This window comes from Sphingomonas sp. NFR04 (genome assembly GCF_900114095.1).
Taxonomy (GTDB): Bacteria; Pseudomonadota; Alphaproteobacteria; order Sphingomonadales; family Sphingomonadaceae; genus Sphingomonas.
In genome coordinates, this window is the sequence record NZ_FORV01000003.1 from 275,925 (window position 1) to 299,205 (window position 23,281).

Genomic DNA, 23,281 nt, shown 5'->3' on the forward strand with positions numbered 1-23,281 from the left:
TCAGTCGTTCCTCGGTGTCTCCGGTGCCGGGGCGGGGGCGGCTGCCTGCGCCACGACCGGGGGTTTGGGCGGCGTTGCAGCTGCCGCCTTCTCTATTTCGTCCAGTGCCTTGCGGGCATTCACGTAGCGCGAGGCCGCGCTGGTCCAGCCCTCCGCTATCGACGCGCCGGGCATGTGCATCACTTCGGCAATCGCCGTCTCGACATTACCGGCGACCAGCGCACTGCGGGCGCGGCGCAGCCGCTCGGCCGGGCGCGGGCTCGGCATGCCGGCCTGGTGCAACACGAACAGGTCGCCGACGAAGCTGCGGAACCGCACCCAGAGGCTGTCGTCCGGTCCGGTGCCGAGGCGCGGCGCGATCGTATCGAGCGCGATCCGCAGATCCTCGATCGTCAGCGGATCACCGGCAGCGGTGACGATCGCCGCCACCGCCTGCGGGTGCAGCTCGCCGAAGCGGGCGCGGAGCTGCTGCTCCAGGCTGCCGAGCGGCTGGCCGCGCTCTACCGCGCGGCGCACCGCCGCGGCGACCATCAGCCGTTCGGCCTGGGTGGAATATTGCGCAGCATTGCGTGCGCTCGCGTCCGCCTGGCGCAACTCCAGCTCCAGCGCATCGAGCCGGGCGGCGAGCTGGCTTTCACGCGCATCGAGCGTCGCTACGTCGGTCGCCGGCGCGAGCACCGGCGGCGGTACCTTGAGCGGCTCGACGGCCGGCGATGCCGAGGCGGCCGGCTTGGTCGTGTCGTTCGTAGTCTTGAGATGCGGGCCGGCCAGCTCGATCGCGCCCGCGGTGAGCGCGACGCCGGCAAGGAAGCCCAGCCCAACGGGGATCATTCGATTACGGCGCGGACTCAGGGTTCGGACCGGCTCGGGCGCCAGGGGCTCGTCGCTCATGGGCGCCCTTTTCGCCGCGCCGGCCTCGCGGGTCAATCGGCGAGCGCGATGGCAAGGTCGATCAGTGCCTCGGTTTCGGGCCGTGGGGCGATAGCGGTCGCACGCCAGCCCAGCCCCGCCCCCTTCGCGGCCGCCTCGCTGATCGCCGCCAGGATGACGGCGCGCCGATCGTCCACGATCTCCGCCAGCCGCGCACCCGCGCGTGCCGACTGGACCAGCGCGACGCAGCCGTCGAGCGCCGCGACCTGCTCGGCGGTGATCGGCAGAAGCTCGCTGGCATAGACCGGGAGCACCGCAGCGACGATACCACCGGCCTGAATCGTCCGCTCGCGGCCGGCGAGGTGCAGGGCGCGGCGGATACCCATTACCTCGGCCTGCACAACCAGCGCCGCAGCACCGGCGTCGCCCACCGCGACGACATCGAAATGTGCGCGGCGGGCGGCAGAGGCGGTGGCTTCGCCCACGGCGTGGACGGGCAGGCCGCGCAGCGGCCCCAGCCCCTCGCCTGCCCAGCGCACCGCGTTGGCGCTGGTCAGGATCAGCGCGTCGAAATCGCGCGGATCCGGCACCTCCCATGCCAGCGGCCGTGTCTCGAACAGCGGCACCCGGATTGCGGTGCGCCCGCGTCCTTCAATGGCGGCAGCGGTGATGCGGTTGCCGGGTTCGGGGCGCAGCACCGCGATGGGACGGCTCATCCGGCGAACAGCGCGCGCACCGCCTCGGGCGCGCGGTCGAGCAGGTCGCGCGCGAGCGTCGCGGGCAGCATCGCGTCCTCGGGCGCGCCTTCGATCATGCCATGGACATGCGCGCTGCCGTCGGCGGCGTAGAGCTCGGCCTCGATGGTGAGGATCGCGCCTTCGATCGTCGCCAGCGCTGCCACCGGGGAGTGGCAATCTGCCATCAGCGCAGCGAGCAGCGCGCGCTCGGCGAGCACACAGGCGCGGGTCTTCGGGTGGTCGATCGCCGCCAGCAGTCCGAGCATCCGCGAATCATCGGCGCGCGCCTCGATCCCCACTGCGCCCTGCGCCGGCGCGGGCAGCATCACGTTGGTGGGGAGGATGTGGCCGACATCGAATCGCCCGAGGCGCTCCAGCCCCGCCGAAGCGAGCAGCGTCGCATCCGCCTCGCCTGCCGCCAGCTTGGCGAGCCGCGTATCGACATTGCCGCGGAACAGCACGGTGGTCACGTCGGGCCGGTGGCGCTTCACCTGCGCGGCGCGTCGCGGCGAGGCGGTGCCGATCACCGCGCCGGGCCTGAGAGCGGCGAGCGATTCGGCACCGACCAGCCGGTCGCGCACATCGGCGCGGGGCAGCATCGCGGCGATCGCGATCGCTTCGGGGCGGACGGTCTCGACATCCTTCATCGAGTGCACCGCGCAGTCGATATCGCCTTCGAGCAGCGCGCGATCGAGCTCCTTGGTCCACAGCGCCTTGCCGCCGATCTCGGCAAGCGCGCGATCCTGCACCTTGTCGCCGGTGGTGCGGACGATAACGATCTCGCCCTCGATGCCGTACGCGGCCTTGAGCGCGTCGCGCACCATATGCGCCTGGGTAAGAGCGAGCGGCGAGCCGCGCGTGCCGATGCGAAGTGCAGTCATGGGCCCGGTGCTAGGGTCGCGCGAAAGCGAGAGCAATGGGGGTCTTCGCGGATCCAAACGCCCTCGGCCTCTGGACCCTGCCGCCAAGCGGCTTAGATGGGAAGCATGGCACTCATCCTCGGACTTGAATCGAGCTGCGACGAAACCGCGGCGGCCCTAGTGGAAAGCGACGGCACGATCCGCGCGCACAAGCTGGCGCGCCAGGAAGAGGCGCACCGGCCCTATGGCGGTGTCGTGCCCGAGATCGCCGCGCGCGCGCATGTCGAGATGCTGGGGCCGCTGGTCGAGGCGGCGCTGGAGGAAGCCGGCGTGACGCTGGCCGAGGTCGACGCGATCGCCGCCACGGCGGGGCCGGGGCTGATCGGCGGGGTGATGGTGGGTCTCGTCACCGGCAAGGCGCTGGCGCTCGCCGCCGGCAAGCCGCTGGTGGCGGTGAATCATCTGGAGGGCCATGCGCTGTCGCCCCGGCTCGGCGACAGCAGCCTGGAATTCCCGTACCTGCTGCTGCTCGTCTCGGGCGGGCACTGCCAGCTGCTGCTGGTCGAGCGTGTCGGCCGCTATCGCCGCCTCGCCACCACGATCGACGATGCCGCGGGCGAGGCGTTCGACAAGACCGCCAAGCTGCTCGGCCTCGGCTTTCCCGGCGGCCCGGCGGTGGAGAAGGCCGCCGCGCGCGGCAACCCCAAGGCAGTGCCGCTGCCGCGCCCGCTGGTCGGATCGGGCGAGCCGCATTTCTCGTTCGCGGGCCTCAAGAGCGCGGTCGCACGCGCGGTGAACGACTATAGCGCCGAGGATCTCGCCGCGTCGTTCCAGCAGGCGGTGGTCGATTGCCTGGTCGATCGGACCCGGCTGGCGCTGGCGGTCACCCGCCCGACGGCGCTGGTCGTTGCGGGCGGCGTCGCGGCCAACACCGCGGTGCGGACGGCGCTGGAGGCGCTGGCCACCGCGCACGACCTGCCCTTCGTCGCGCCGCCGCTGTGGCTTTGTACCGACAATGCGGCGATGATCGCCTGGGCCGGCGCCGAGCGCTTCGCCCAAGGCCTCACCGATCCGCTCGACGTGCCGGCCCGGCCGCGCTGGCCGCTCGATCCGAACGCGGAAAAGGTACGCGGCGCGGGGGTGAAGGCATGAAGATCGGTGTGATCGGCGGCGGCGCGTGGGGCACCGCGCTCGCGCAAGTGGCGGCACGCGGCGATGCGCCAGTGCTGCTCTGGGCGCGCGAGCCCGAGGTGGTGGCGAGCATCAACGCGGACCACGAGAATCGCCAGTTTCTAGCGGGGGTGCCCCTCTCGCCGTGTATCCGCGCGACGGGCAGCCTGGGCGATCTCGCCGGCTGCGAAGCGCTGCTGGTGGTGGCGCCGGCACAGCATGTCCGCTCGGTGCTGGCCGAGATGACGGTCGGCGCGACGCCGCTCGTGCTGTGCGCCAAGGGGATCGAGGCGGGCACCCGGCTGCTGGTCGGCGAAGTCGCCCGCAGCGTTGCGCCTGACGCGCCGATCGCGGTCCTGTCCGGGCCGACCTTCGCGCATGAAGTGGCGGCGGGGAAGCCGACCGCGGTGACGCTGGCCTGCGAAGATGCGGACCTGCGCACGCGGCTGAGCGACCGGCTCGGTGCGCCTGCCTTCCGCCCCTATGCCTCCGCCGATGTGATCGGGGCGGAGATCGGCGGGGCGGTGAAGAACGTGCTCGCCATCGCCTGCGGCGTGGTGGAAGGCGCCGGACTCGGGCTCAACGCCCGTGCAGCGCTGATCGCGCGGGGCTTTGCCGAGATGACGCGCTTCGGCTTGGCGCGCGGCGCGCAGGCGGAGACGCTGACCGGGCTTTCGGGGCTGGGCGACCTGGTGCTGACCTGCTCCTCGACCAATTCACGCAACTTCTCGCTGGGGGTGGGGCTTGGCCAAGGGCGCAGCGCCGCCGAGCTGCTCTCGGACCGCAAGACCGTCGCGGAGGGCGCCTTCACCGCACCGGTGCTGCGCGAAGCCGCGGCGGAAGCGGGGGTGGAGATGCCGGTGACGCTGGCAGTCAACGCACTGCTCGAAGGTGCGCCGGTGGCCGAGGTGATCGACGCGCTGCTCAGCCGGCCGCTAAGGGCCGAGGCCTTCTAAGCCCCTCCCCTTCAGGGGAGGGGTTGGGGTGGGGCAGTTTCTCGCAGAGACCAACAACTGGTCTGGAATCCCTCCACCCCCAAACCCCTCCTCCAAGGAAGAGGGGCTTAAGAAAGGGAGATCAGAGCAACCCCAGCCCGGCCAGCTCGCCCATCAGCGACGGCGGCAACTCGTCGGCGCCGCCCTCCAGGTCGCTCAGATCCCGCGGCGCATCGGCATCTTCCAGATAGCGCCAGCCCTGGTGCGCGCGCTTGGGCCGCGCCTGGACCAGCACCAGCTTCGGCTCGAGCAGGATCGCCGTGCGCCCGCCCTCGGCCTCGCCGAAGCCGAGGATCGGCGAGCGGCCGACCAGCTGGTGCTTGAGGATCCAGAACAGCGAGCCGCCGTCGATCTCCGCGTGGCGCTTGGGCAGATAGCGCGTGGTCAGCGCGACGCCGCCCGCGGCAGCGCGTGCCTCGAGCCGAGACCGCAGGAAATCGACGCTGTCGCAGGCAAAGGCGACCTTGGTGAGATGGAGTGGCACGGATCCGATTTGGGCGGTCCGTGCCCCGCGATCAAGTCAGCCGCCCAGGCCGACCAGAGTCGCGAGGCCGAGGAACGAGAAGAACCCCATCACATCGGTCATCATCGTCACGAACACCGCCGAGGACACCGCCGGATCGACCCGCAGCCGATCCAGCGTCACCGGGATCAGCACGCCTGCCAGGCCGGCGATCAGGTTGTTGATCACCATCGCCATTGCGATCACCGCGGCCAGCCACGGAATGCCGTAGATCAGCATCGTGCCTGCGCCGATCGCCAGTCCCAAGGAGAGGCCGTTGGCCGCCGCGATGCGCAGCTCGCGCAGGATCATCCGGACCGTGTTCGATTCGGTCAGCTGGTTGGTCGCGATCGCGCGGACCACCACCGCCAGCGTCTGGGTGCCGGCATTGCCGCCCATGCCCGAGACGATCGGCATCAGCACCGCGAGCAGCGCGAACTTGGCGATCTCGCCCTGGAACAGCCCGACCACCGACGCTGCGAGGATCGCAGTGCCCAGGTTGACGAACAGCCAGGTCAGCCGCGTCTTCACGGTGAGCAGCACCGGCTCGTTGATGTCACCCTCGCCCGCGCCGGACAGGCGGAGGATGTCCTCGCCGGCTTCCTGCGAGATGATGTGGACGATGTCGTCCACGGTGATCATGCCGACCAGCCGGCCGCTGAGATCCACCACCGCAGCCGAGATCAGCGCGTATTTCTGGAAGCGCAGCGCCACTTCCTCCTGGTCCATGTCGACCGGGATCAGCGTCTGCTCGCGCTTCATCACGTCGCTCATCGTGATCCCGCGCGGGGTGCGCAGGATCCAGGAGAGCTCGCAGGTGCCGATCGGCTTGTGCGACGGATCGACGACGAAGATTTCCCAGAAATCGGTGGTCAGCTCGTCATTGCCGCGCAGATAGTCGAGCACGTGGCCGACGGTCCAATGCTCGGGCACCGCGATCAGCTCGCGCTGCATCAGGCGGCCGGCGGACTCCTCGGGGTAGGACAGCGCTTCCTCGATCGCGGCGCGATCGTCGGGGTCGAGCGCGCGGAGCACCTCGCGCTGGTCCTCGACGTCCATGTCCTCGATGATCGCGACCGCGTCGTCGGTATCGAGCTCGGCGGCGATGTCCGCCACCTGGTGCGGCTCGAGCGCGTCGACCAGCGCCTCGCGCACCCAGTCGTTCATCTCGGCCAGCACATCGCCGTCGATCAGGTCGGAAATCGCGGTGACCACGTCGGCGCGCCGCTCGGAGGGCACGAGCTCGATCAGGTCGGCGATGTCGGCGGGGTGAAGCGGCGCGACCAGCATGTGCGCGGTCTCGGCATCGCCCTCGTCCACCGCCTCCAGCACGGCGCTGACGAATTCGGGCTTGAGCCGATCGTCCTCGTCGAGCTGACTCTCGGGCGCGACGGCCTCTTCGTGCAGTTCGGTCTCGCTCACCGTCCGACCTCCCGTGCTGCGGCCTCGTTGGGGGGTCGCTGCCACCCTCAGCCCGGATTTGCAAGTCGACAGCGCACCGCTTAGGGCTTCGTTCCAGTTTTAGAGAAGAGGTGCCCCATGGCCGAACCCACTACCCTCGTACTCACGCTCGACACCGGCGACGTCCGCATCCGCCTGCGCCCCGATCTGGCGCCGAACCATGTCGAACGCATCGCCGGGCTGGCCGACGAAGGTTTCTACGACGGCGTGATCTTCCACCGCGTGATCAACGGCTTCATGGCGCAGGGCGGCGATCCCTCGGGCACCGGCATGGGCGGTTCGGACAAGCCGGACCTGGCGCAGGAATTCTCGAAGGAGCCGCATGTCCGCGGCGTCTGCTCGATGGCGCGCACCAACAATCCGAACAGCGCCAACTCGCAGTTCTTCATCTGCCTCGACGATGCGACGTTCCTCGACGGCCAGTACACCGTCTGGGGCGAAGTGATCGACGGCATGGACCATGTCGACGCGCTGCCCAAGGGCGAGCCGCCCGCGAACCCGGGCAAGATCGTCAAGGCTCGCACCGAGGCATAATGCTTGTTCTCCCTCCCGCTCCGCTGGGGCGGGAGGGGCTGACGCGGCGGTCGGGCGATGAGGCCCACGGGGGATTGCTCCGCCACCCTCACCACTCCCCGTCATCCCCGCGAAGGCGGGGATCTATTGGCCTGAATCGTCGGTTCTTTCCCCCAGCGTCCTGACAAATGGATTCCCGCCTTCGCGGGAATGACGATGGGTGTGAGGAAGGCGAATGCCCTCTTCCCGTTTCACGAGATGGTAAGCCCGCCAAGCCTATGGCTTCGCTCCCCACCCGGATGCCACGCCATGTTGCAAACCATTCGCAATCGCATTAATCCCTAAAAGGGTGGATTTCGCGCGCGCGCTGTGCTTAGGCGGGCGCGATCCTTTCCCCGTTCCCTTGAAAAGGCGGACTGCTCCCATGAACATCCACGAATATCAGGCCAAGGAACTGCTCGCGAAGTACGGCGTGCCCGTGCCGGCCGGCTTTGCCGCGATGAGCGTCGAAGAGGCCGTCGAAGCCTCCAAGAAGCTGCCTGGGCCGCTCTATGTCGTGAAGGCGCAGATCCATGCCGGCGGCCGCGGCAAGGGCAAGTTCAAGGAACTGCCGGCCGAAGCCAAGGGCGGCGTCCGCCTCGCCAAGACCGAGGACGAAGTCCGTCACGCCGCGACCGAGATGCTCGGCAACACGCTGGTGACGATCCAGACCGGCGAAGCCGGCAAGCAGGTCAACCGCCTGTACGTGACCGACGGCGTCGACATCGCCAAGGAATTCTATCTCGCGCTGCTGGTCGATCGCGCCACCGGCCGCGTCGCCTTCGTCGTCTCGACCGAGGGCGGCATGGACATCGAAACCGTCGCGCATGACACGCCGGAGAAGATCCACACCTTCGATGTCGATCCCGCGACCGGCTATATGCCGCACCACGGCCGCGCCGTCGCCAAGGCGCTCGGCCTGGAGGGCGATCTCGCCAAGCAGGCGCAGAGCCTGGCCGGCAAGGTGTACGACACCTTCCTCGGCACCGACGCCTCGCAGATCGAGATCAACCCGCTCGCCGTCACCGACGACAACAAGCTGATGGTGCTCGACGCCAAGGTCGGCTTCGATTCGAACTCGATGTTCCGTCACAAGGACCTTTTGGCCCTGCGCGACGAGACCGAAGAGGATCCGATGGAGCTCGAGGCGTCGAAGTACGACCTCGCCTATATCAAGCTCGACGGTGACATCGGCTGCATGGTCAACGGCGCCGGCCTGGCAATGGCGACGATGGACATCATCAAGCTCAACGGCATGTTCCCGGCCAACTTCCTCGACGTCGGCGGCGGCGCCAACAAGGAGAAGGTCACTGCGGCGTTCAAGATCATCCTGAGCGACCCGGCGGTGAAGGGCATCCTGGTCAACATCTTCGGCGGCATCATGCGCTGCGACATCATCGCAGAAGGCATCGTTGCGGCCGCCAAGGAAGTGAACCTCTCGGTTCCGCTGGTCGTCCGCCTCGAGGGCACCAACGTGCAGCAGGGCAAGGACATCCTGGCCAATTCGGGCCTCGCCATCGTTCCCGCCAACGACCTGGGCGACGCCGCCCAGAAGATCGTGGCGGAGGTGAAGAAGGTCGCGTGAGCGACACGGCCGCCCCGACTGGCAAGTCGGTCGAGGGTGGCTGCCGCTGCGGCCGCGTGCGGTTCCGGGTGACGGGCGATGCGCTCGTCACCATGGCCTGCCACTGCACCGGCTGCCAGCGCATGACCGCCAGCGCCTATTCGCTGAGCGGGCTGTATCCGGCGGAAGCGTTCGCCGTGATCGAGGGCGCGCCGGTGATCGGCGGCCTCCACGGCGCCACCCGGCATTTCCACTGCGAGCATTGCAAGAGCTGGCTGTTCACCCGGCCCGAGGGTCTCGACGCCTTTGTGAACATCCGCACGACGATGCTCGATGCGCCGATGTCCGCCCCGCCCCTTTTCGAGACCTGGACGGAGGAAGCGCTGCCCTGGGCTGCGACTGGCGCTTCGTACAGCTATCCAAAATTTCCGCCCCCGGAATCCTTCGGCACGCTGATGCAGGCGTACGCCGAATCGCTTGCGAGCGGTTGACGTTCGCGTAAACGTAACCCAATTGTCAGGGGGAGAGCCCCGGCAGACAGGAAGGATGCGATGAAGGTCTTGGTGCCGGTCAAGCGTGTGCTTGACTATAACGTGAAGCCCCGCGTGAAAGCGGACGGGACGGGCGTCGATCTGGCGAACGTCAAGATGAGCATGAACCCCTTCGACGAGATCGCGATCGAGGAAGCGGTGCGCCTGAAGGAAAAGGGCGCGGCGACCGAGATCGTCGTCGTCACGATCGGCGTCGCCAAGGCGGAGACCGACGTGCTGCTCACCGCGCGCGCCATGGGTGCCGATCGCGGCATCCTGATCCAGACCGACGAGGAGGTCGAGCCGCTGGCCGTCGCCAAGCTGCTCGCCAAGGTTGCCGAAGAGGAACAGCCTGGGCTGATCATCCTCGGCAAGCAGGCGATCGACGACGATTCAAACCAGACCGGCCAGATGCTCGCGGCGCTGCTCGGCTGGGCGCAGGGCACCTTCGCCTCCAAGGTCGAGATCGCCGGTGACCGCGTGCATGTGACGCGCGAAATCGACGGCGGCCTGGAGACCGTGGACCTCAAGATGCCGGCGATCGTCACCACCGATCTCCGCCTCAACGAGCCGCGCTACGCCACGCTGCCCAACATCATGAAGGCGAAGACCAAGCCGGTCGCGAAGAAGACCGTCGCCGACTATGGCGTCGACGTGACGCCGCGCCTCAAGACGCTGAAGGTCGTTGAGCCGTCCAAGCGCCAGGCGGGCATCAAGGTGGGCTCGGTCGACGAGCTGGTCGAGAAGCTCAAGGGCATGGGAGTCGCGTGATGAAGACGCTGGTTTGGGTTGAACACGACCATCAGAGCGTCAAGGACGCGACGCTCTCCACCGTCACCGCAGCTGCCAAGCTGGGTGAAGTCCATCTGCTCGTCGCCGGCAAGGGCATGTCCGCCGTTGCCGAGGCCGCGGCGCAGATCGCCGGCGTGGGCAAGGTCCATGTCGCCGACGACGCTGCGTACGAGCATTTCCTCGCCGAGAATGTCGCGCCGCTGGTCGTCCAGCTGATGGACAGCCACGACGCCGTGCTGTTCCCGGCAACCACCACGGGCAAGAATGTGGCGCCGCGCGTCGCCGCCGCGCTCGACGTGATGCAGATCTCGGACATCCTCTCCGTCGAGGGTGCGGATACCTTCACCCGGCCGATCTATGCCGGCAATGCGATCGCCACGGTGCAGACCAGCGACAAGAAGCTGGTGATCACCGTGCGCGGCACCGCCTTCGACAAGGCGGCGGCAACCGGCGGCAGTGGCACGGTGGAAGCCGTGGCGGCAGCGGGCGACAAGGGTCTCTCGACCTTCGTCGGCTCGGAAATCGCCGCGTCGGAGCGTCCGGAGCTGACCAGCGCCAAGATCATCGTTTCGGGCGGTCGTGCGCTCGGCTCGCAGGAGCAGTTCCACGCGCTGATCGATCCGCTGGCCGACAAGCTCGGTGCCGCGGTGGGCGCGAGCCGCGCGGCAGTGGACGCGGGTTACGCGCCGAACGACTATCAGGTCGGCCAGACCGGCAAGATCGTCGCGCCGATGGTCTATGTCGCGGTCGGCATCTCGGGGGCGATCCAGCACCTGGCCGGCATGAAGGACTCGAAGACGATCGTCGCGATCAACAAGGACGAGGACGCGCCGATCTTCCAGGTGGCGGACATCGGCCTGGTCGGCGACCTGTTCACGCTGGTGCCGGAGCTGACCGAAAAGCTCTGAGCCGGTGACGCTCGATTTTGAGCGCGATGGGGCGGCGCACCTTGCCGGTGCGGCCGCCCCTTTTCTCGCACGGCTGCATGCGCTGGCGGCGGTGCTGCCGGCGGGCAGGGCCGGCCTTCGGCTGCACGGCGTCGAGGGCTTGGCCGAACTCCTCGCCCTTGATGCGTTGAGCGCAATGGCCGCCGGATATCTGGGACCGAGTGCCCGGCCCGTGCGCGCAATCTGGTTTGACAAGAGCGCGGCGAATAACTGGGCGCTAGGCTGGCATCAGGATCGCACCATCGCTGTCCGCCAGCAGGCCGACTTTCCGGGCTATGGCCCCTGGTCGACCAAGCAGGGCCTGCTCCACGTCGAACCGCCCTTTGCTGTCATCGAAGCCATGGTGACGCTCCGGATCCATCTTGATCCGGTGCCGGAGGATAACGCGCCGCTGCTCGTCGCGACGGGATCGCACCGGCTGGGAAGGGTTCCGGAAGCGGAGATCGCGGCGGCTGTGACGGCATGCGGCACTGTGATGTGCCTTGCCGAGGCTGGCGACGTCTGGGCGTATCACACCCCTATCCTCCACGCCTCCGCTGCGAGCAGCGCCGCCGGCCATCGCCGGGTGCTGCAGCTGGACTACACGACTTTCGACCTGCCCGCGCCGCTGGAATGGCTCGGCATCTGAAGGGGTAGGCCCGCCGGCAAGGAGGGTCGCCGGCGGGCCGGGGCCTCGCCCAAAGGGGGGAGCGCGCGAGACCCCACGACAGCCTCAGGGCATGAGGACGCTGTCGATCACGTGGATCACGCCGTTCGACTGGTTGACGTCGGCGATGGTGATCTTGGCCTTGCCGCCCTTAGCATCCTGGATCATCCAGCCGCCGCTCGGGCCCTTCATGATGGTGATCGGCTCACCCTGGACGGTGGTGAGCGTCGCCTTGCCGCCATGCGCCTTGGCATTGGCCGCGATCGACGCCGCGCTCAGCTTGCCGGCAACGACATGGTAGGTGAGGATCTTGGTCAGCGTCGCCTTGTTCTCCGGCTTCACCAGCGTGTCGACGGTGCCGGCGGGCAGCTTGGCAAACGCGGCATTGGTCGGCGCGAAGACGGTGAACGGACCCGGGCCCGACAGGGTATCCACCAGCCCCGCTGCCTTCACGGCGGCGACCAGCGTGGTGTGGTCCTTCGAATTCACCGCATTCTGGACGATGTTCTTGGTCGGATACATCGCGGCACCGCCGACCATCGGGAATTTCTGCACGGCAGCAACGGCGCCGGTGGCGAGCAGCGCGGCACCGACGATTCCGGTGACCGAGGCGAGACGGGTCTTGCGCATCTTCTAGCTTCCTCTTGCTACGCACCCCTCTTTGCGGAGATGCGCCGGAGCTACGGGACGGCCTGCGCCCCGGATGCAGCGATGCTTAAAGAATCGTGATTTTTCCTGCCGCGACCGGCGTGCTGGTCGGCGCAACATGCGGCGCGGTGGCGGCGTCTTCCAGCGTCACCGCGAGCGTCGCACCCTCGGCGAGCAGCGCCCGGGTGGCGGGCGCCACCGTCACGTCGCGGCTGCCGTGCGGGGCAACCAGGCCAAGCGACACCGGCTTGCCGCCGGCCGGGATCACCCAGAGCTCGGGTGCTTGACGGCTGGCCGGCAGCGCCTCGGTTCGAACGTGGAGCATGCCCTGTGCGGCATCGTAGCGGGCTGCGAAGGCGGCGCCGGCGGTGCCGGTGATCTGCGCGACCACGACCGGCGGCGGCGGCAGCACCACCGGCTGCGGCACCGGGCGCAGCAGCAGGATCGCGAGCAGCACCGCCGCGGCGGCGCTGGCCGCGATCGCGGTCGCTCGCCAGCGCCGCAGCGCGACGACACTGCCGTGATCGCCCCCTGGCAGCCGCGCCTCGATCCGCCGCCACAGCCCTGCCGAGACTGGCGCATCGACACCACCCAGCGCCAGCGGCGCGAAGTCAAGCACCCAGCGCGCCACCGCGGCGGCAAAGACCGGATCCGCCAGCTGGCGGCGACGCGCGACGGCGAGGTCCTCGCCGTCCAGCAGGCCCAGGGCCAGTTCGGCGGCGAGCACGATGTCTTCGTCTTCCGGGCGCAGCGGCTCAGCCATCGCCGAGGCACCCCCGCAATTGGAGCAGCCCGCGCCGGATCCAGCTCTTCATCGTGCCGAGTGGCACGGCGGCGGCGGCGGCGAGCTCGGGATAGGTGCGGCCGTGGAAGAAGGCGGCGCGGATCGCCCCGCGCGGCTTTTCCTCCAGCGCCTCCAGGCAATCGAAGATTCGCGCCTCGGTCTCTCCGGCTTCGAGCAATGCTTCGGCCGAGGGGCGGCCATCGGGCAGTTCGAGCACCGCCTCGACCGGTGCCGTCTCGCCCAGCCCGCGCGCGCGGCGCCAGTCGATCGCGGTGTTACGGGCAATCGTGCACAGCCAGGTGATCGGGCTGGCGCGCGACGCATCGAAGCGCCCTGCCCTGTCCCACACCTTCAGATACACTTCCTGCATCACATCCTCAGCGGCCTCGCGGTCCTGGCAGATACGCAGGCAAACGCCCATCAGCTTCGCCGCTGTCAGATCATAGACGGTTTTGAGCGCCTTGCGGTCGCCACTCGCCACGGCGGCGAGCGCCTGGACGAGACGGGCGCGGGCGCCGTCGCCGGCCGGGGGGGTGGGAGAAGCCACGCGCCCAACCTAGCGAATCGCGCAGGCAGGGCAAGCGGCACCGATTGACGCGCACGCGGCCCTCGCCCAGGCTGCCTGGCAATTCGGGGGAACGATGTCGCAATCGAACGCACAGATGGAGCGCAGCCTGGGCACCGCAGGCGTGCTGTTCCTCACCCTGTCGATCACCACCCCGGCATCGTCGCTGTTCGTGATCGTGCCCGGCAGCCTGCAGATCGCCGGCACCGGCGCCTTGCTTGCGCTGGCGATCGCCGGTGTGGTGTGTCTCGCCACGGCGCTGATCTATGCCGAGCTCTCCTCCGCCTTCCCGGTGGCGGGCGGCGAATATGTGATGGTCGGGCAGACGCTGGGGCCGGCCGCCGGATTCATGATGCTGGGCGTCAACGCCTGCAACAACCTGCTCTTCCCGCCGGTGGCGGCGCTGGGGATCGCCTCGGTCGCCTCGACGGTGCTGCCGGGGCTGCCGCCGGTGCCGGTTGCCGTCGGGGTGCTGCTGGCCTCCACCCTGGTCGGCGTCCTCGACATCCGCCTCAACGCGCTGCTGACCGGCGCCTTCCTCGCCGTGGAAGTGGCGGCGGTGCTGGTGATCCTGGCGCTCGGTCTGGCAGCCCCGGTCCGCGACGTCCTGCCGCTGCTGCTGCACCCGGTGGCGCCTGCCGGCGGCGGGCTGGTACCGGCGAGCGCAGCCAATATCGGTCTGGCCAGCTCGATCGCGATCTTCGCGCTCAACGGCTATGGCGCCGCCGTCTATTTCGGCGAGGAGATGCACGCGGCGCCGCAGCGCATCGCCCGCGCGATCCTGCTGGCGCTCGTCGGCGCCCTGCTGCTCGAAGCGGTGCCGATCGTCGCCGCACTGGTCGCCGCGCCCGACCTTGCCGCCTTCCTGTCGGCCGGGGATCCGTTCGGGGCCTTTGTGCGGATGCGCGGCGGGGCTTCGCTCAATCTGTGGGTCGCGATCGGCATCGTCGTCGCGATCGTCAACGCGGTGATCGCCTGTATCCTCGCCAATGGGCGGTTCTTCTACGCCACCGCCCGCGACGGCAGCTGGGGCAGGCCGGTGGATGCCTGGCTTGCGGCGATTCACCCGCGCTTCGGCTCGCCGGCCCGCGCGACGCTGGCATCGGGCGCGATCGGCATTGCCGCCTGCTTCCTGCCGCTCCGGCTGCTCCTGCTGCTGAGCGGGACCGGGCTGATCGCGATCTATGCGGGGCTAGCGCTGGCGACGATCGTCGGACGGAGAACCCGCCGTACGGGCCATGCGCCCTATCGCATGCCGCTGCACCCGCTTCCCGCCATCGCGACCCTGCTGGTGCTGGGCGCCGTTACTTGGCTCAACGCGCTCGATCCCGCCGAAGGGCGACCGGCGTTGCTCGCAACGGCGGCGCAACTGCTGCTGTCAGCGCTCTATTATGCGCTGGTGCTGCGGCGGCGGGGCTGGACGACAAGCCTGCCGCCGGCGCCTTGATTGCGCGCAAAGCATTTGAGCACATACGAATTCTTATTTGACGCTGCACCGCAGCAAACCCATGTGGGCGCCGTGCACGCTCCCGTTCAACACTCCGCCGCCCGCTCGCCGGGTCTGGTTCACTTCGCGCTCGCCATGGGCGGGTTCGCGATCGGCACCACCGAATTCGCGACAATGAGCCTCGTGCCCTATTTCTCCAAGGGCCTCGGCATCGACGAGCCGACCGCGGGCCATGTGATCAGCGCCTATGCGCTCGGCGTGGTGGTGGGCGCCCCCCTGCTGGCGGTCGCGGCGGCGAAATGGTCGCGGCGGACGCTGCTGATCGCGCTGATGGCAAGCTTCGCGCTGTTCAATGCACTGAGCGCGCTGGCGCCGACCTATCACTGGATGCTGCTGTTCCGCTTCCTCAGCGGGCTGCCGCACGGCGCCTATTTCGGCATCGCCTCGCTCGTTGCTGCATCGCTGGTGCCGTATGATCAACGCTCGCAGGCGGTGGGGCGGATCATGCTGGGGCTGTCCGTCGCCACGGTGCTTGGCGTGCCGGCGGCCAACTGGCTGGGGCAGGCGGTCGGCTGGCGCTGGGGCTTTGCGATCGTCGCGGTGCTGGCGCTGATCACCGTGCTGCTGGTGCTGTGGCTGGCGCCGCAGGATCGCCCGCAGCACGGCGCGAGCCCCTTGCGCGAGCTGCGCGCGCTGGCGAACGGCCAGGTGTGGCTCACCCTCGGCGTCAGCGCGATCGGCTTTGGCGGCTTGTTCTGCGTCTACACCTATGTCGCCTCGACGCTGATGCACGTCACCGGCACCCCGCCCTGGGGCGTGCCGCTGGTGCTGGCGGTGTTCGGCATGGGGATGATCGCGGGCAACATCGTCGTGCCGCGCTTCGCCGATCGCGCGCTGATGCCGACCGGCGCGGCGCTGCTGCTCGCCAGCGCCGTCGCGCTGTCGCTCTACCCGCTCGCCGCGCATTCGCTGCCGCTGGTGGCGCTGGACGTGTTCGCGATCGGCTTTGCCGGCGCGCTCGGCCCGGTGCTGCAGACCCGGCTGATGGACGTGGCCGGCGAGGCGCAGGCGCTGGCCGCCGCGCTCAACCACTCCGCCTTCAACACCGCCAACGCGCTCGGCCCTTGGCTGGGCGGCCTCGCGATCGCCGCCGGTTACGGCTGGACGTCGACCGGCTGGGTCGGCGCGCTGCTGGCGCTGGGCGGGCTGGCGATCCTGGGGGTCGCGGTGCTGGCGGACCGCAGGACGGCGTAACCCGCCACCGCCGACACGATCGAGCCGAGCAGCACGCCGAGCTTCACCTCGTCGACCAGCAGTTCGTTGCCGGGGAAGGCGAGGCCGCCGATGAACAGGCTCATGGTGAAGCCGATGCCGGCGAGCAGCGACACGCCGTAGATCTGCCGCCAGCCGGCATTGCCCGGCCGCTTGGCGATCCCGGTCTTCACCGCCAGCCAGATGCTGCCGAAGATGCCGAGCTGCTTGCCGAGGAACAGCCCGGCGGCGATGCCGAGCGGCAGCGGCTCAAGCAGGATCGAAGGCGACAGCCCGTCGAACGACACGCCGGCATTGGCGAAGCCGAACAGCGGCACGATCAGGAAGGCCGACCAGGGGTGCAGCGCATGCTCCAGCTTGTGGAGCGGTGAGTCGGCGGCATCGGGTGCTCCCGGGGATTTGACCAGCGGGATCGTCATTGCCGCCGCGACGCCTGCGATCGTCGCATGCACGCCCGACTGAAAGACTAGCACCCACAGCACCATTGCCAGCGCCAGATAGACGGCCAGATGGCGCACGCCGAAGCGGTTGCACGCGATCATCACGCCCAGCACCACCGCAGCGCCGGCGAGCGCGATCACGTCGATATGCGCGGTATACGCCACCGCGATGATCGCCACCGCGCCCATATCGTCGACGATCGCCACCGTGGTCAGGAACAGCTTGAGCGCGGCCGGCGCGCGGCTGCCGAGGATCGCCAGCACGCCGATCGCGAAGGCGATGTCGGTCGCAGCGGGGATCGCCCAGCCGCTGGTGACGCCGGGGGTGCGGCCGGCGATCAGCAGATAGACCAGCGCCGGCACCGCCATGCCGGCGGCGGCGGCGATCACCGGAAGACGGCGGCGGTCCCAGCTCGCCAGTCGCCCGTCGACGAACTCGCGCTTGATCTCGAGGCCGACGAGCAGGAAGAACACCGCCATCAGCCCGTCGTTGATCCACAAATGGACCGTCATCGGGCCGTGCAGCGGCGCGATCACCGGGCCGGTCTGCAGGTGCAGCGTATGGAAATAGGTTTCGGAGATGCCGGGCAGATTCGCCGCGAGCATCGCCAGCGCGGCGGCCGCGATCAGGAAGATGCCGCCCGCCGCCTCGCCGTGCAGAAAGTCCCGCGTCGCCGATCGGATATGGCGGATTCGGCGTCGCATGGGTTTCAGTCCTCTCGATAAGTAACGTATCCTCCCCCGCCAGGGGGAGGATACGCGATCTCTCAGCCCTCTGCCTTCGCCAGCGCTTCCGCGATCAGCTTGCGGCTGTTCGCGATGCCGTACAGCGCGATGAAGCTGCCCATGCGCGGCCCCTGTTCGGAGCCGAGCAGGGTTTCGTACAGCGCCTTGAACCAGTCGCGCAGATTCTCGAAGCCGCCGGTCTTGCCGATCTCGTAGACCTGGTCCTGAATCGCCTCGGCCGTCGCATCCGCCGGCAGCGCGGCGAGTTCGGCGTCGAGGCGCTTCAAGGCGTCGATCTCCACGCCCACCGGCGCACGCTTCTTGAGCGTCGGGGCAACGAAATCGCGGGCATAGGCAAGCGCATAGCCGATCAGACGGTCGAGCGCCGGATAGGTTTCCGGGTTCGCGTCCGGGACATAATTTGTAAGATAGCCCCAGACCTGCTCCTTGGTCGCCTCGCCCATCACGCCGACCAGGTTGAGCAGCAGCCCGAAGGTGACCGGCAGCGTCTCCGCCGGCGGCTCGCCATTGTGGATGTGGTGGACCGGGTTGCCCAGACGCTGCTCCACCGCCTGCCCCGCATAATTGCCGCGGAACTGCCAGTACTCGTCGATCGCGCGCGGGATCACGCCCAGGTGCAGCTGCTTGGCCTTTTTCGGCTCGCGATAGGCGTAGAAGGCGATGCTCTCCTCGGGGCCATAGGTCAGCCACTGCTCGAGGCTGAGGCCGTTGCCCTTGGACTTGGAGATCTTTTCGCCCTTCTCGTCGAGGAACATCTCGTAGTTGAAGCCCTCGGGCGGGCGGCCGCCGAGCACGCGGGCGATCTTGCCCGACTGGGTGACCGAGTCGATCAGGTCCTTGCCCGCCATTTCATAGTCGACGTCCAGCGCCACCCAGCGCATCGCCCAGTCGACCTTCCACTGCAGCTTGGCCTTGCCGCCGAGCACCGACTGGACGATCCGCTCGCCTTCATCCTCAAAAGCGATCAAGCCCGCCTTGGCGTCGACCACCTCGACCGGCACCTGCAGGACAATGCCCGAATTGGGGCTGATCGGCAGCACCGGCGAATAGGTCGCCTGGCGCTCGGCGCGCAGCGTCGGCAGCATCACGTCCATGATGCCCTGATAGTGCCGCAGCACCTTCTTCAGCGCATCATCGAAACGGCCGCCGGTGTAATAGTCGGTGGACGAGGCGAACTCGTATTCGAAGCCGAACTGGTCGAGGAATTCGCGCAGCCGCGCATTGTTGTGGTGCGCGAAGCTTTCGTACTTCTCGAACGGATCGGGCACCTGCGTCAGCGGCTTGCCGAGATGTTCGCGCAGCATTTCCTGGTTCGGCACATTGTCCGGCACCTTGCGCAGCCCGTCCATGTCGTCGCTGAACGCGATCAGGCGGGTGGGGACGTCGCACAGGCTTTCGAAGGCGCGGCGGACCATGGTAGTGCGCAGCACTTCGTTGAACGTGCCGATATGCGGGAGCCCTGAGGGGCCATAGCCGGTCTCGAACAGCACATGGCCTTTCTCCGGCGCGCCACCCGATGCGATCTGGGGATAGCGTTTGAGCAGCTTGCGCGCCTCTTCATAGGGCCAGGCCTTGGAGACGAGCGCGGCTGCGCGGAGTTCGGGGGTTACGGTGCTCATAGACCGGCGCGTGTAGCGAAGACTCGGCCGCGGAACCAGAGGCCCGTCCGTCCTCGCCCCCTCCGGAAGAACGCCCCGCAACGGGGCATCGGCGCGCCATTTCTGCAACGATCGCACTTGCGTCCAGCCCCGTTTGTCGCACAATTCGGCGCCGACGGGGCCTGTGGCATCTGCCGGCAAGCAATTGCCCGCCGGGAATGGCGGGTCTGGGGGATTACGGAATGCGACTGATATATATGGCCCTGCTGGCGGGGATGACGGCTGCGTGCTCGGGAGGCGGAACCTCTACGCCGGCGCCTGTGCCCACACCCACGCCGACGCCCACGCCGACGCTGGAGGTGACGCTAACCCCCTCGGCGACGAGCCAGACTGCGGCCGAGACCAATTTCGCGGCGAACTTCACGCTCAACGCGAGCTTCACCGGGACGAGTCCGTACGCGGTGGTCCCGGATGTGCAGTTCGACCCGGCCGTCCTGATGCAGGATGGCCCCGTGGTGCAAACCGGCAACGTTTTCGCCTACAAGTTCAAGACGCTGACCGGACTGCAGCCAAAGCGCTATTCGAACACCATCAGCTTCCGGCTGTGCCGCGAAACGGCGTGCACCACGGTGTATCCGGGATCGAGCAAGAGCTTCGTCTATGCGCTGAATGTCGACCTGCTCGACTGGACCACCCTCCAGCGCAACGCGTCGCATGACGGCTATGTCCATGCAGCCTTCGACCCGGCGGTCTTCACCAAGAGCTGGGAATGGGCGCCCGCCAGCACGACCGGCATCCAGCCCGTTGCTGCGAAAAAGGGATTCGTCTTCGCGACGCGAACCACCTCGACCGGCGAGACCGTCGTGCACGCCCTGGACGGCGCTGCAGGTACGGAGCGCTGGCAGTTCTCGCTCGGCAATGTCTGGAGCGCCAGCGGCCCCGCCCTGGTCGGCAATCGCCTGGCCGTGAGCAGCATGTTCATTTCTTCGAGCGACAATCAGCTCAAGATCCTCGATCCCGACAAGGGGACCTTCACCAGCAACCTGCTGTTCGCGGCGCAATGGTCGACCTTCGCGCAGCCGACGGGCGTCGGCAACGAGCTCTACATGGCTGCCGGCTATTACGGCAATGTCGTCTATAGCTACGATCTAGCAGCCTTAAGCGATCGCTGGAACGCCACTGGCAGCGGCGGCCACACCTGGGATGGCGAGACCCTCGCGATCGACGACAAATACGTGTACTATTATTCCGGCAACCTCGACGTGTTCGATCGCGCAAGCGGCGCGCTGGTGAAAAGCATCACTGACCCGAGTTGGGTCTGGAACGGTTACTCCTACTTTGGCTCGCCCATCGTGAGTTCGCCGAACAATGTGATTGCCTATTCGGGCACGCGAGCCGCCAGCTACAACCTCTCGCTTCCGCTGACGAGCTTCGACATCGCAGCAGGCACCATCCGCTGGCGGAGCGCGCGCTCCTACAGCAATCTTCCCGCGGTCGGGAAAGGCGTGCTCTATGCGGGCAGCAATTCGAACGGACAGCTGGATGCGCTGAACGAACAGACGGGCGCGGTGCTGTGGTCGTGGCCGCTGCCGGCCGGGGAAACCTTCGTCGGCAACGTCCTCGTCACCGATACGCTGCTGTTCTTCAGCACGACCGCCAAGACCTACGCGATCGCGTTGGATGGTGCGCACGAAGTGAAATGGACCGCGCCGGTAAGCGGCTCGCTGGCGATCACACCGGACGCCAAGCTGGTTGTGACGTCCTCGAGCAAGATCGCAACCTATTCGCTGCAGTGATCCGGCGCCGGGAGGTACCGTTGCGGTGCCTCCCGGCAAGGATCAAAGGCCGAGGCCCACTGCGCTCCAATAGGTGATCCCCGCCGCGACATAGGCGAGCGCGAACAGATAGCCGATCATGAAGGCCGGCCATTTCCAGCCATTGGTCTCGCGTCGCGTCACCGCGATGGTCGAGATACATTGCGGCGCGAAGACGAACCACATCAGGAAGGCGAGCGCGCTCGGCAGGCTCCAATGCTTCTGGAGCTGTTCGCGGATCGACTCCTCGCCCGCTGCGTCATCGGGATTGTCGACCGCATAGACGGTGCCGATTGCCGCCACCGCCACTTCGCGCGCCGCCATGGCCGGGATCACCGCCAGCGCCATGTCGCGGTTGAAGCCGATCGGTGCCACGATCTTCTCCAGCCCGCTGCCGATCCGCCCGGCGATCGAATAATCGACCTTGGAGATGCCGCTGCCCTCGGGCGGCTTGGGAAAGCTGAGCAGCGCCCACAGGATCACCGTGGTATACAGAATGATCGTGCCGGCCCGCTTCAGGAAGATCAGCGCGCGCTGCCACAGCCCCAGCAGCACGTCGCGGGCGCTCGGCCATTGGTATTTCGGCATCTCCATCATGAAGCCCGAGGTCGCGCCCTTGGTCACCGTGTGCCGCAGCACCAGCGCGACGACGAAGGCACCCAGGATGCCGAGGATGTAGAGCGCGAACAGCACCAGCCCCTGTAGGCCGACGCCCGGCAACACCGCACGATCGGGGATCAGCGCGCCGATGATGATGGTGTAGACCGGCAGGCGCGCCGAGCAGGTCATCAGCGGCGCGATCAGGATGGTGGTCAGCCGGTCCTTCTCGTCGGAGATGGTGCGCGTCGCCATGATCCCCGGCACTGCGCAGGCGAAGCTGGAGAGCAGGGGAATGAAGGCGCGGCCCGAAAGCCCCACGCTCGCCATCACCCGGTCCATCAGGAAGGCGGCGCGGACCATGTAGCCGGTCGCCTCCAGCACCAGGATGAAGGCGAACAGGATCAGGATCTGCGGCAGGAAGACGATCACGGCGCCCACGCCCGCGATGACGCCGTCGACGATCAGCGAGCGGAACACGCCGTCGGGCAGCGCGGTGCCGACTTCGGCGCCCAGCCACTTCATCCCCTCCTCGATCCAGCCAATCGGCACCTGCGACCAGGCGAATACCGCCTGGAACATCAGGAACATCGTGCCGAGCAGGATCAGCGGACCGGCAACCGGGTGGAGGAACAGCGCGTCGAGCCGGTGGGTCCAGCGTCGCGCTGCGGTTTCGGAAACGGTGACGGCGGTGGCGATCTGGCGGGCGCGGCGCTGGAGCAGGACGATGTCGTGCTGCACCCCGGCCGAAGGGCGGATCCTGGTGACGCCCTTGACCATCTCGGCCATGCGCTCCTTGAGCGCATCAAGCCCGCGACGGCGTACTGCGACGGTGGCGATCACCGGCACGCCGAGTTCGCGCTCCAGTGCGTCGGGATCGAGCTTGAGGCCGTCGCGCTCGGCAAGGTCGACCATGTTGAGCGCCACCACGATCGGCAGGCCCAGCGCGATCAGCTGCAGCGTGAAGCGGAGATGGTTGTCGAGGTTGGAGGCGTCGACCACGGTGAGGATCGCGTCGGGCAGCCGCTCGCCCTGCTGGCGGCCGAGCAGCACGTCGCGGGTCACCTGCTCGTCGGGGCTGCCGGGATCGAGGCTGTAGGCGCCCGGCAGGTCGACCAGTTCGATCGGGCGGCCATCGGGCAGCGCCATGCGGCCCGAATGGCGCTCAACGGTGACGCCGGGATAATTGCCCACCTTCTGCCGCGCGCCGGTCAGCGCGTTGAACAGCGCGCTCTTGCCGGCATTGGGATTGCCGACCAGCGCAACCAATGGCGTGGTGTTCATGCCCGTGTGGCCAGCGGCGTCACGTGAATCGCGGCGGCGACATGGCGGCGGAGCGCCACGGTCATCCGGCCGATCCGGCAGGCAAGGGGGCCGCCGAACAGGCCCGAGCGGTGGAGAAGTTCCACTTCCACACCTTCGTCCAAGCCCAGTTCGCGCAGGCGGCGCGCCTCGGGTTCGGCGAGCCGATCCCAGTCGACTCCGGCCACGGTGCCGGGGGCATGGCGATGCAGCTGGGCGAGGCGTACGGGCACAGGGATCGCAGCGGGGGCGTTCATGCTGCGAGTGATTATCAATTACGCAGCCGCTTGGCTAGACCTTGAACGACATGCGGCAAGGCCCGACATCGGGGGCAGGGCGCAGCGCACGGTGTGCCGCCGCCACGCCCCAAGCCGCCTTATTGATAGCCGCCTTCTTCCTCGCGCTCCTCGGCGGCGTCCTTCTGCGCCTCTTCCATCGCCT

General features: G+C 68.2%; 23 protein-coding genes. 11 read left to right on the plus strand and 12 right to left on the minus strand.

The annotated features are described in order from the left end of the window. The 3 genes from BM009_RS11215 to hemC are packed head-to-tail and all read right to left on the minus strand — an operon-like array spanning window position 1 to window position 2,488. Complete coding sequence (locus tag BM009_RS11215) at window positions 1–891, minus strand: hypothetical protein (protein WP_093296204.1); 891 nt, start codon at window positions 889–891, stop codon at window positions 1–3. Window positions 892–923: 32 nt separating this feature from the next. Continuing rightward, window positions 924–1,586: a uroporphyrinogen-III synthase gene (locus BM009_RS11220; protein WP_093296206.1), complete on the minus strand. Its 663-nt coding sequence runs from the start codon at window positions 1,584–1,586 to the stop codon at window positions 924–926. Continuing rightward, on the minus strand, window positions 1,583–2,488 hold the full coding sequence (gene hemC / locus BM009_RS11225; protein ID WP_093296207.1) for a hydroxymethylbilane synthase: 906 nt from the start codon (window positions 2,486–2,488) through the stop codon (window positions 1,583–1,585). The genes BM009_RS11220 and hemC overlap by 4 nt, the downstream gene beginning before the upstream one ends. Window positions 2,489–2,593: 105 nt before the next feature. Here hemC and tsaD point away from each other — a divergent pair, with 105 nt between their 5' ends. Together tsaD and BM009_RS11235 are read left to right on the plus strand one after the other, a co-directional pair. Continuing rightward, window positions 2,594–3,619, plus strand: coding sequence for a tRNA (adenosine(37)-N6)-threonylcarbamoyltransferase complex transferase subunit TsaD (tsaD, locus tag BM009_RS11230; protein ID WP_093296209.1), 1,026 nt, complete (start codon window positions 2,594–2,596; stop codon window positions 3,617–3,619). Further along, a complete protein-coding gene (locus tag BM009_RS11235; protein WP_093296211.1) occupies window positions 3,616–4,593 on the plus strand; it encodes an NAD(P)H-dependent glycerol-3-phosphate dehydrogenase in 978 nt (325 codons plus the stop codon). The genes tsaD and BM009_RS11235 overlap by 4 nt, the downstream gene beginning before the upstream one ends. A 121-nt stretch (window positions 4,594–4,714) precedes the next feature. On the opposite strand, the gene BM009_RS11240 is transcribed toward BM009_RS11235, so the two are convergent. Further along, entirely contained in the window at window positions 4,715–5,116 is a 402-nt protein-coding gene (locus BM009_RS11240) for a DUF1489 family protein (protein WP_093296213.1), read from the minus strand. Between the two features lie 36 nt (window positions 5,117–5,152). Beyond that, window positions 5,153–6,556, minus strand: coding sequence for a magnesium transporter (gene mgtE / locus BM009_RS11245; protein ID WP_093296215.1), 1,404 nt, complete (start codon window positions 6,554–6,556; stop codon window positions 5,153–5,155). Window positions 6,557–6,673: 117 nt separating this feature from the next. Here mgtE and BM009_RS11250 point away from each other — a divergent pair, with 117 nt between their 5' ends. The 6 genes from BM009_RS11250 to BM009_RS11275 all read left to right on the plus strand — a co-directional run bounded on the left by BM009_RS11250 (window position 6,674) and on the right by BM009_RS11275 (window position 11,608). Beyond that, on the plus strand, window positions 6,674–7,129 hold the full coding sequence (locus BM009_RS11250) for a peptidylprolyl isomerase (protein ID WP_093296216.1): 456 nt from the start codon (window positions 6,674–6,676) through the stop codon (window positions 7,127–7,129). Between the two features lie 403 nt (window positions 7,130–7,532). After that, entirely contained in the window at window positions 7,533–8,732 is a 1,200-nt protein-coding gene (gene sucC, locus BM009_RS11255) for an ADP-forming succinate--CoA ligase subunit beta (protein ID WP_093296218.1), read from the plus strand. Further along, on the plus strand, window positions 8,729–9,202 hold the full coding sequence (locus tag BM009_RS11260) for a GFA family protein (RefSeq protein ID WP_093296219.1): 474 nt from the start codon (window positions 8,729–8,731) through the stop codon (window positions 9,200–9,202). Before sucC ends, BM009_RS11260 begins: the two co-directional genes overlap by 4 nt. Window positions 9,203–9,262: 60 nt before the next feature. Beyond that, window positions 9,263–10,012, plus strand: coding sequence for an electron transfer flavoprotein subunit beta/FixA family protein (locus BM009_RS11265; protein WP_093296221.1), 750 nt, complete (start codon window positions 9,263–9,265; stop codon window positions 10,010–10,012). Beyond that, window positions 10,012–10,941, plus strand: coding sequence for an electron transfer flavoprotein subunit alpha/FixB family protein (locus tag BM009_RS11270; protein WP_093296222.1), 930 nt, complete (start codon window positions 10,012–10,014; stop codon window positions 10,939–10,941). Before BM009_RS11265 ends, BM009_RS11270 begins: the two co-directional genes overlap by 1 nt. Before the next feature lie 4 nt (window positions 10,942–10,945). Continuing rightward, a complete protein-coding gene (locus BM009_RS11275; protein WP_093296223.1) occupies window positions 10,946–11,608 on the plus strand; it encodes a phytanoyl-CoA dioxygenase family protein in 663 nt (220 codons plus the stop codon). An 84-nt stretch (window positions 11,609–11,692) separates the two neighbouring features. Here BM009_RS11275 and BM009_RS11280 read toward each other — a convergent pair whose 3' ends face one another. From BM009_RS11280 to BM009_RS11290, 3 genes are all read right to left on the minus strand, one after another. Further along, on the minus strand, window positions 11,693–12,256 hold the full coding sequence (locus tag BM009_RS11280; RefSeq protein ID WP_093296225.1) for a fasciclin domain-containing protein: 564 nt from the start codon (window positions 12,254–12,256) through the stop codon (window positions 11,693–11,695). Between the two features lie 85 nt (window positions 12,257–12,341). Continuing rightward, window positions 12,342–13,037 (minus strand): anti-sigma factor domain-containing protein, encoded by a 696-nt coding sequence (locus BM009_RS11285; protein ID WP_093296226.1) that lies wholly within the window; start codon window positions 13,035–13,037, stop codon window positions 12,342–12,344. Beyond that, on the minus strand, window positions 13,030–13,605 hold the full coding sequence (locus BM009_RS11290) for a sigma-70 family RNA polymerase sigma factor (protein ID WP_093296228.1): 576 nt from the start codon (window positions 13,603–13,605) through the stop codon (window positions 13,030–13,032). Before BM009_RS11290 ends, BM009_RS11285 begins: the two co-directional genes overlap by 8 nt. A 94-nt stretch (window positions 13,606–13,699) precedes the next feature. Between BM009_RS11290 and BM009_RS11295 the strand changes: the two genes are divergently transcribed. Next, window positions 13,700–15,070 (plus strand): APC family permease, encoded by a 1,371-nt coding sequence (locus tag BM009_RS11295; RefSeq protein WP_175487985.1) that lies wholly within the window; start codon window positions 13,700–13,702, stop codon window positions 15,068–15,070. Between the two features lie 135 nt (window positions 15,071–15,205). Continuing rightward, on the plus strand, window positions 15,206–16,324 hold the full coding sequence (locus BM009_RS11300) for an MFS transporter (protein ID WP_093296230.1): 1,119 nt from the start codon (window positions 15,206–15,208) through the stop codon (window positions 16,322–16,324). Here the strand turns inward: BM009_RS11300 and nhaA are convergent. Continuing rightward, complete coding sequence (gene nhaA / locus BM009_RS11305; protein WP_093296232.1) at window positions 16,225–17,487, minus strand: Na+/H+ antiporter NhaA; 1,263 nt, start codon at window positions 17,485–17,487, stop codon at window positions 16,225–16,227. The genes BM009_RS11300 and nhaA overlap by 100 nt on opposite strands. A gap of 62 nt (window positions 17,488–17,549) precedes the next feature. Further along, entirely contained in the window at window positions 17,550–19,148 is a 1,599-nt protein-coding gene (locus BM009_RS11310) for a lysine--tRNA ligase (protein ID WP_093296233.1), read from the minus strand. Window positions 19,149–19,384: 236 nt separating this feature from the next. On the opposite strand from BM009_RS11310, the gene BM009_RS11315 reads away from it, so the two are divergent. Continuing rightward, the gene (locus BM009_RS11315) at window positions 19,385–20,923 is read left to right on the plus strand and encodes an outer membrane protein assembly factor BamB family protein (RefSeq protein WP_139216601.1); all 1,539 of its coding nucleotides are present in this window, start codon (window positions 19,385–19,387) and stop codon (window positions 20,921–20,923) included. Between the two features lie 42 nt (window positions 20,924–20,965). Here BM009_RS11315 and BM009_RS11320 read toward each other — a convergent pair whose 3' ends face one another. Continuing rightward, a complete protein-coding gene (locus tag BM009_RS11320) occupies window positions 20,966–22,822 on the minus strand; it encodes a ferrous iron transporter B (RefSeq protein WP_093296235.1) in 1,857 nt (618 codons plus the stop codon). After that, entirely contained in the window at window positions 22,819–23,097 is a 279-nt protein-coding gene (locus BM009_RS11325; protein WP_093296237.1) for a FeoA family protein, read from the minus strand. Before BM009_RS11325 ends, BM009_RS11320 begins: the two co-directional genes overlap by 4 nt. Between the last annotated feature and the right edge of the window lie 184 nt (window positions 23,098–23,281).

Excerpts from the sequence above, each read along its gene's own strand:
- BM009_RS11265 (WP_093296221.1), top strand. The coding sequence starts at position 9,263 with ATGAAGGTCTTGGTGCCGGTCAAGCGTGTGCTTGACTATAACGTGAAG.
- hemC (WP_093296207.1), bottom strand. The coding sequence starts at position 2,488 with ATGACTGCACTTCGCATCGGCACGCGCGGCTCGCCGCTCGCTCTTACC.
- BM009_RS11220 (WP_093296206.1), bottom strand. The coding sequence starts at position 1,586 with ATGAGCCGTCCCATCGCGGTGCTGCGCCCCGAACCCGGCAACCGCATC.
- BM009_RS11325 (WP_093296237.1), bottom strand. The coding sequence starts at position 23,097 with ATGAACGCCCCCGCTGCGATCCCTGTGCCCGTACGCCTCGCCCAGCTG.
- BM009_RS11280 (WP_093296225.1), bottom strand. The coding sequence starts at position 12,256 with ATGCGCAAGACCCGTCTCGCCTCGGTCACCGGAATCGTCGGTGCCGCG.
- BM009_RS11295 (WP_175487985.1), top strand. The coding sequence starts at position 13,700 with ATGTCGCAATCGAACGCACAGATGGAGCGCAGCCTGGGCACCGCAGGC.
- nhaA (WP_093296232.1), bottom strand. The coding sequence starts at position 17,487 with ATGCGACGCCGAATCCGCCATATCCGATCGGCGACGCGGGACTTTCTG.
- BM009_RS11310 (WP_093296233.1), bottom strand. The coding sequence starts at position 19,148 with ATGAGCACCGTAACCCCCGAACTCCGCGCAGCCGCGCTCGTCTCCAAG.
- BM009_RS11300 (WP_093296230.1), top strand. The coding sequence starts at position 15,206 with ATGGGCGGGTTCGCGATCGGCACCACCGAATTCGCGACAATGAGCCTC.
- BM009_RS11250 (WP_093296216.1), top strand. The coding sequence starts at position 6,674 with ATGGCCGAACCCACTACCCTCGTACTCACGCTCGACACCGGCGACGTC.
- BM009_RS11315 (WP_139216601.1), top strand. The coding sequence starts at position 19,385 with ATGGCCCTGCTGGCGGGGATGACGGCTGCGTGCTCGGGAGGCGGAACC.
- BM009_RS11270 (WP_093296222.1), top strand. The coding sequence starts at position 10,012 with ATGAAGACGCTGGTTTGGGTTGAACACGACCATCAGAGCGTCAAGGAC.
- BM009_RS11320 (WP_093296235.1), bottom strand. The coding sequence starts at position 22,822 with ATGAACACCACGCCATTGGTTGCGCTGGTCGGCAATCCCAATGCCGGC.
- sucC (WP_093296218.1), top strand. The coding sequence starts at position 7,533 with ATGAACATCCACGAATATCAGGCCAAGGAACTGCTCGCGAAGTACGGC.
- BM009_RS11215 (WP_093296204.1), bottom strand. The coding sequence starts at position 891 with ATGAGCGACGAGCCCCTGGCGCCCGAGCCGGTCCGAACCCTGAGTCCG.
- BM009_RS11235 (WP_093296211.1), top strand. The coding sequence starts at position 3,616 with ATGAAGATCGGTGTGATCGGCGGCGGCGCGTGGGGCACCGCGCTCGCG.
- BM009_RS11285 (WP_093296226.1), bottom strand. The coding sequence starts at position 13,037 with ATGGCTGAGCCGCTGCGCCCGGAAGACGAAGACATCGTGCTCGCCGCC.
- tsaD (WP_093296209.1), top strand. The coding sequence starts at position 2,594 with ATGGCACTCATCCTCGGACTTGAATCGAGCTGCGACGAAACCGCGGCG.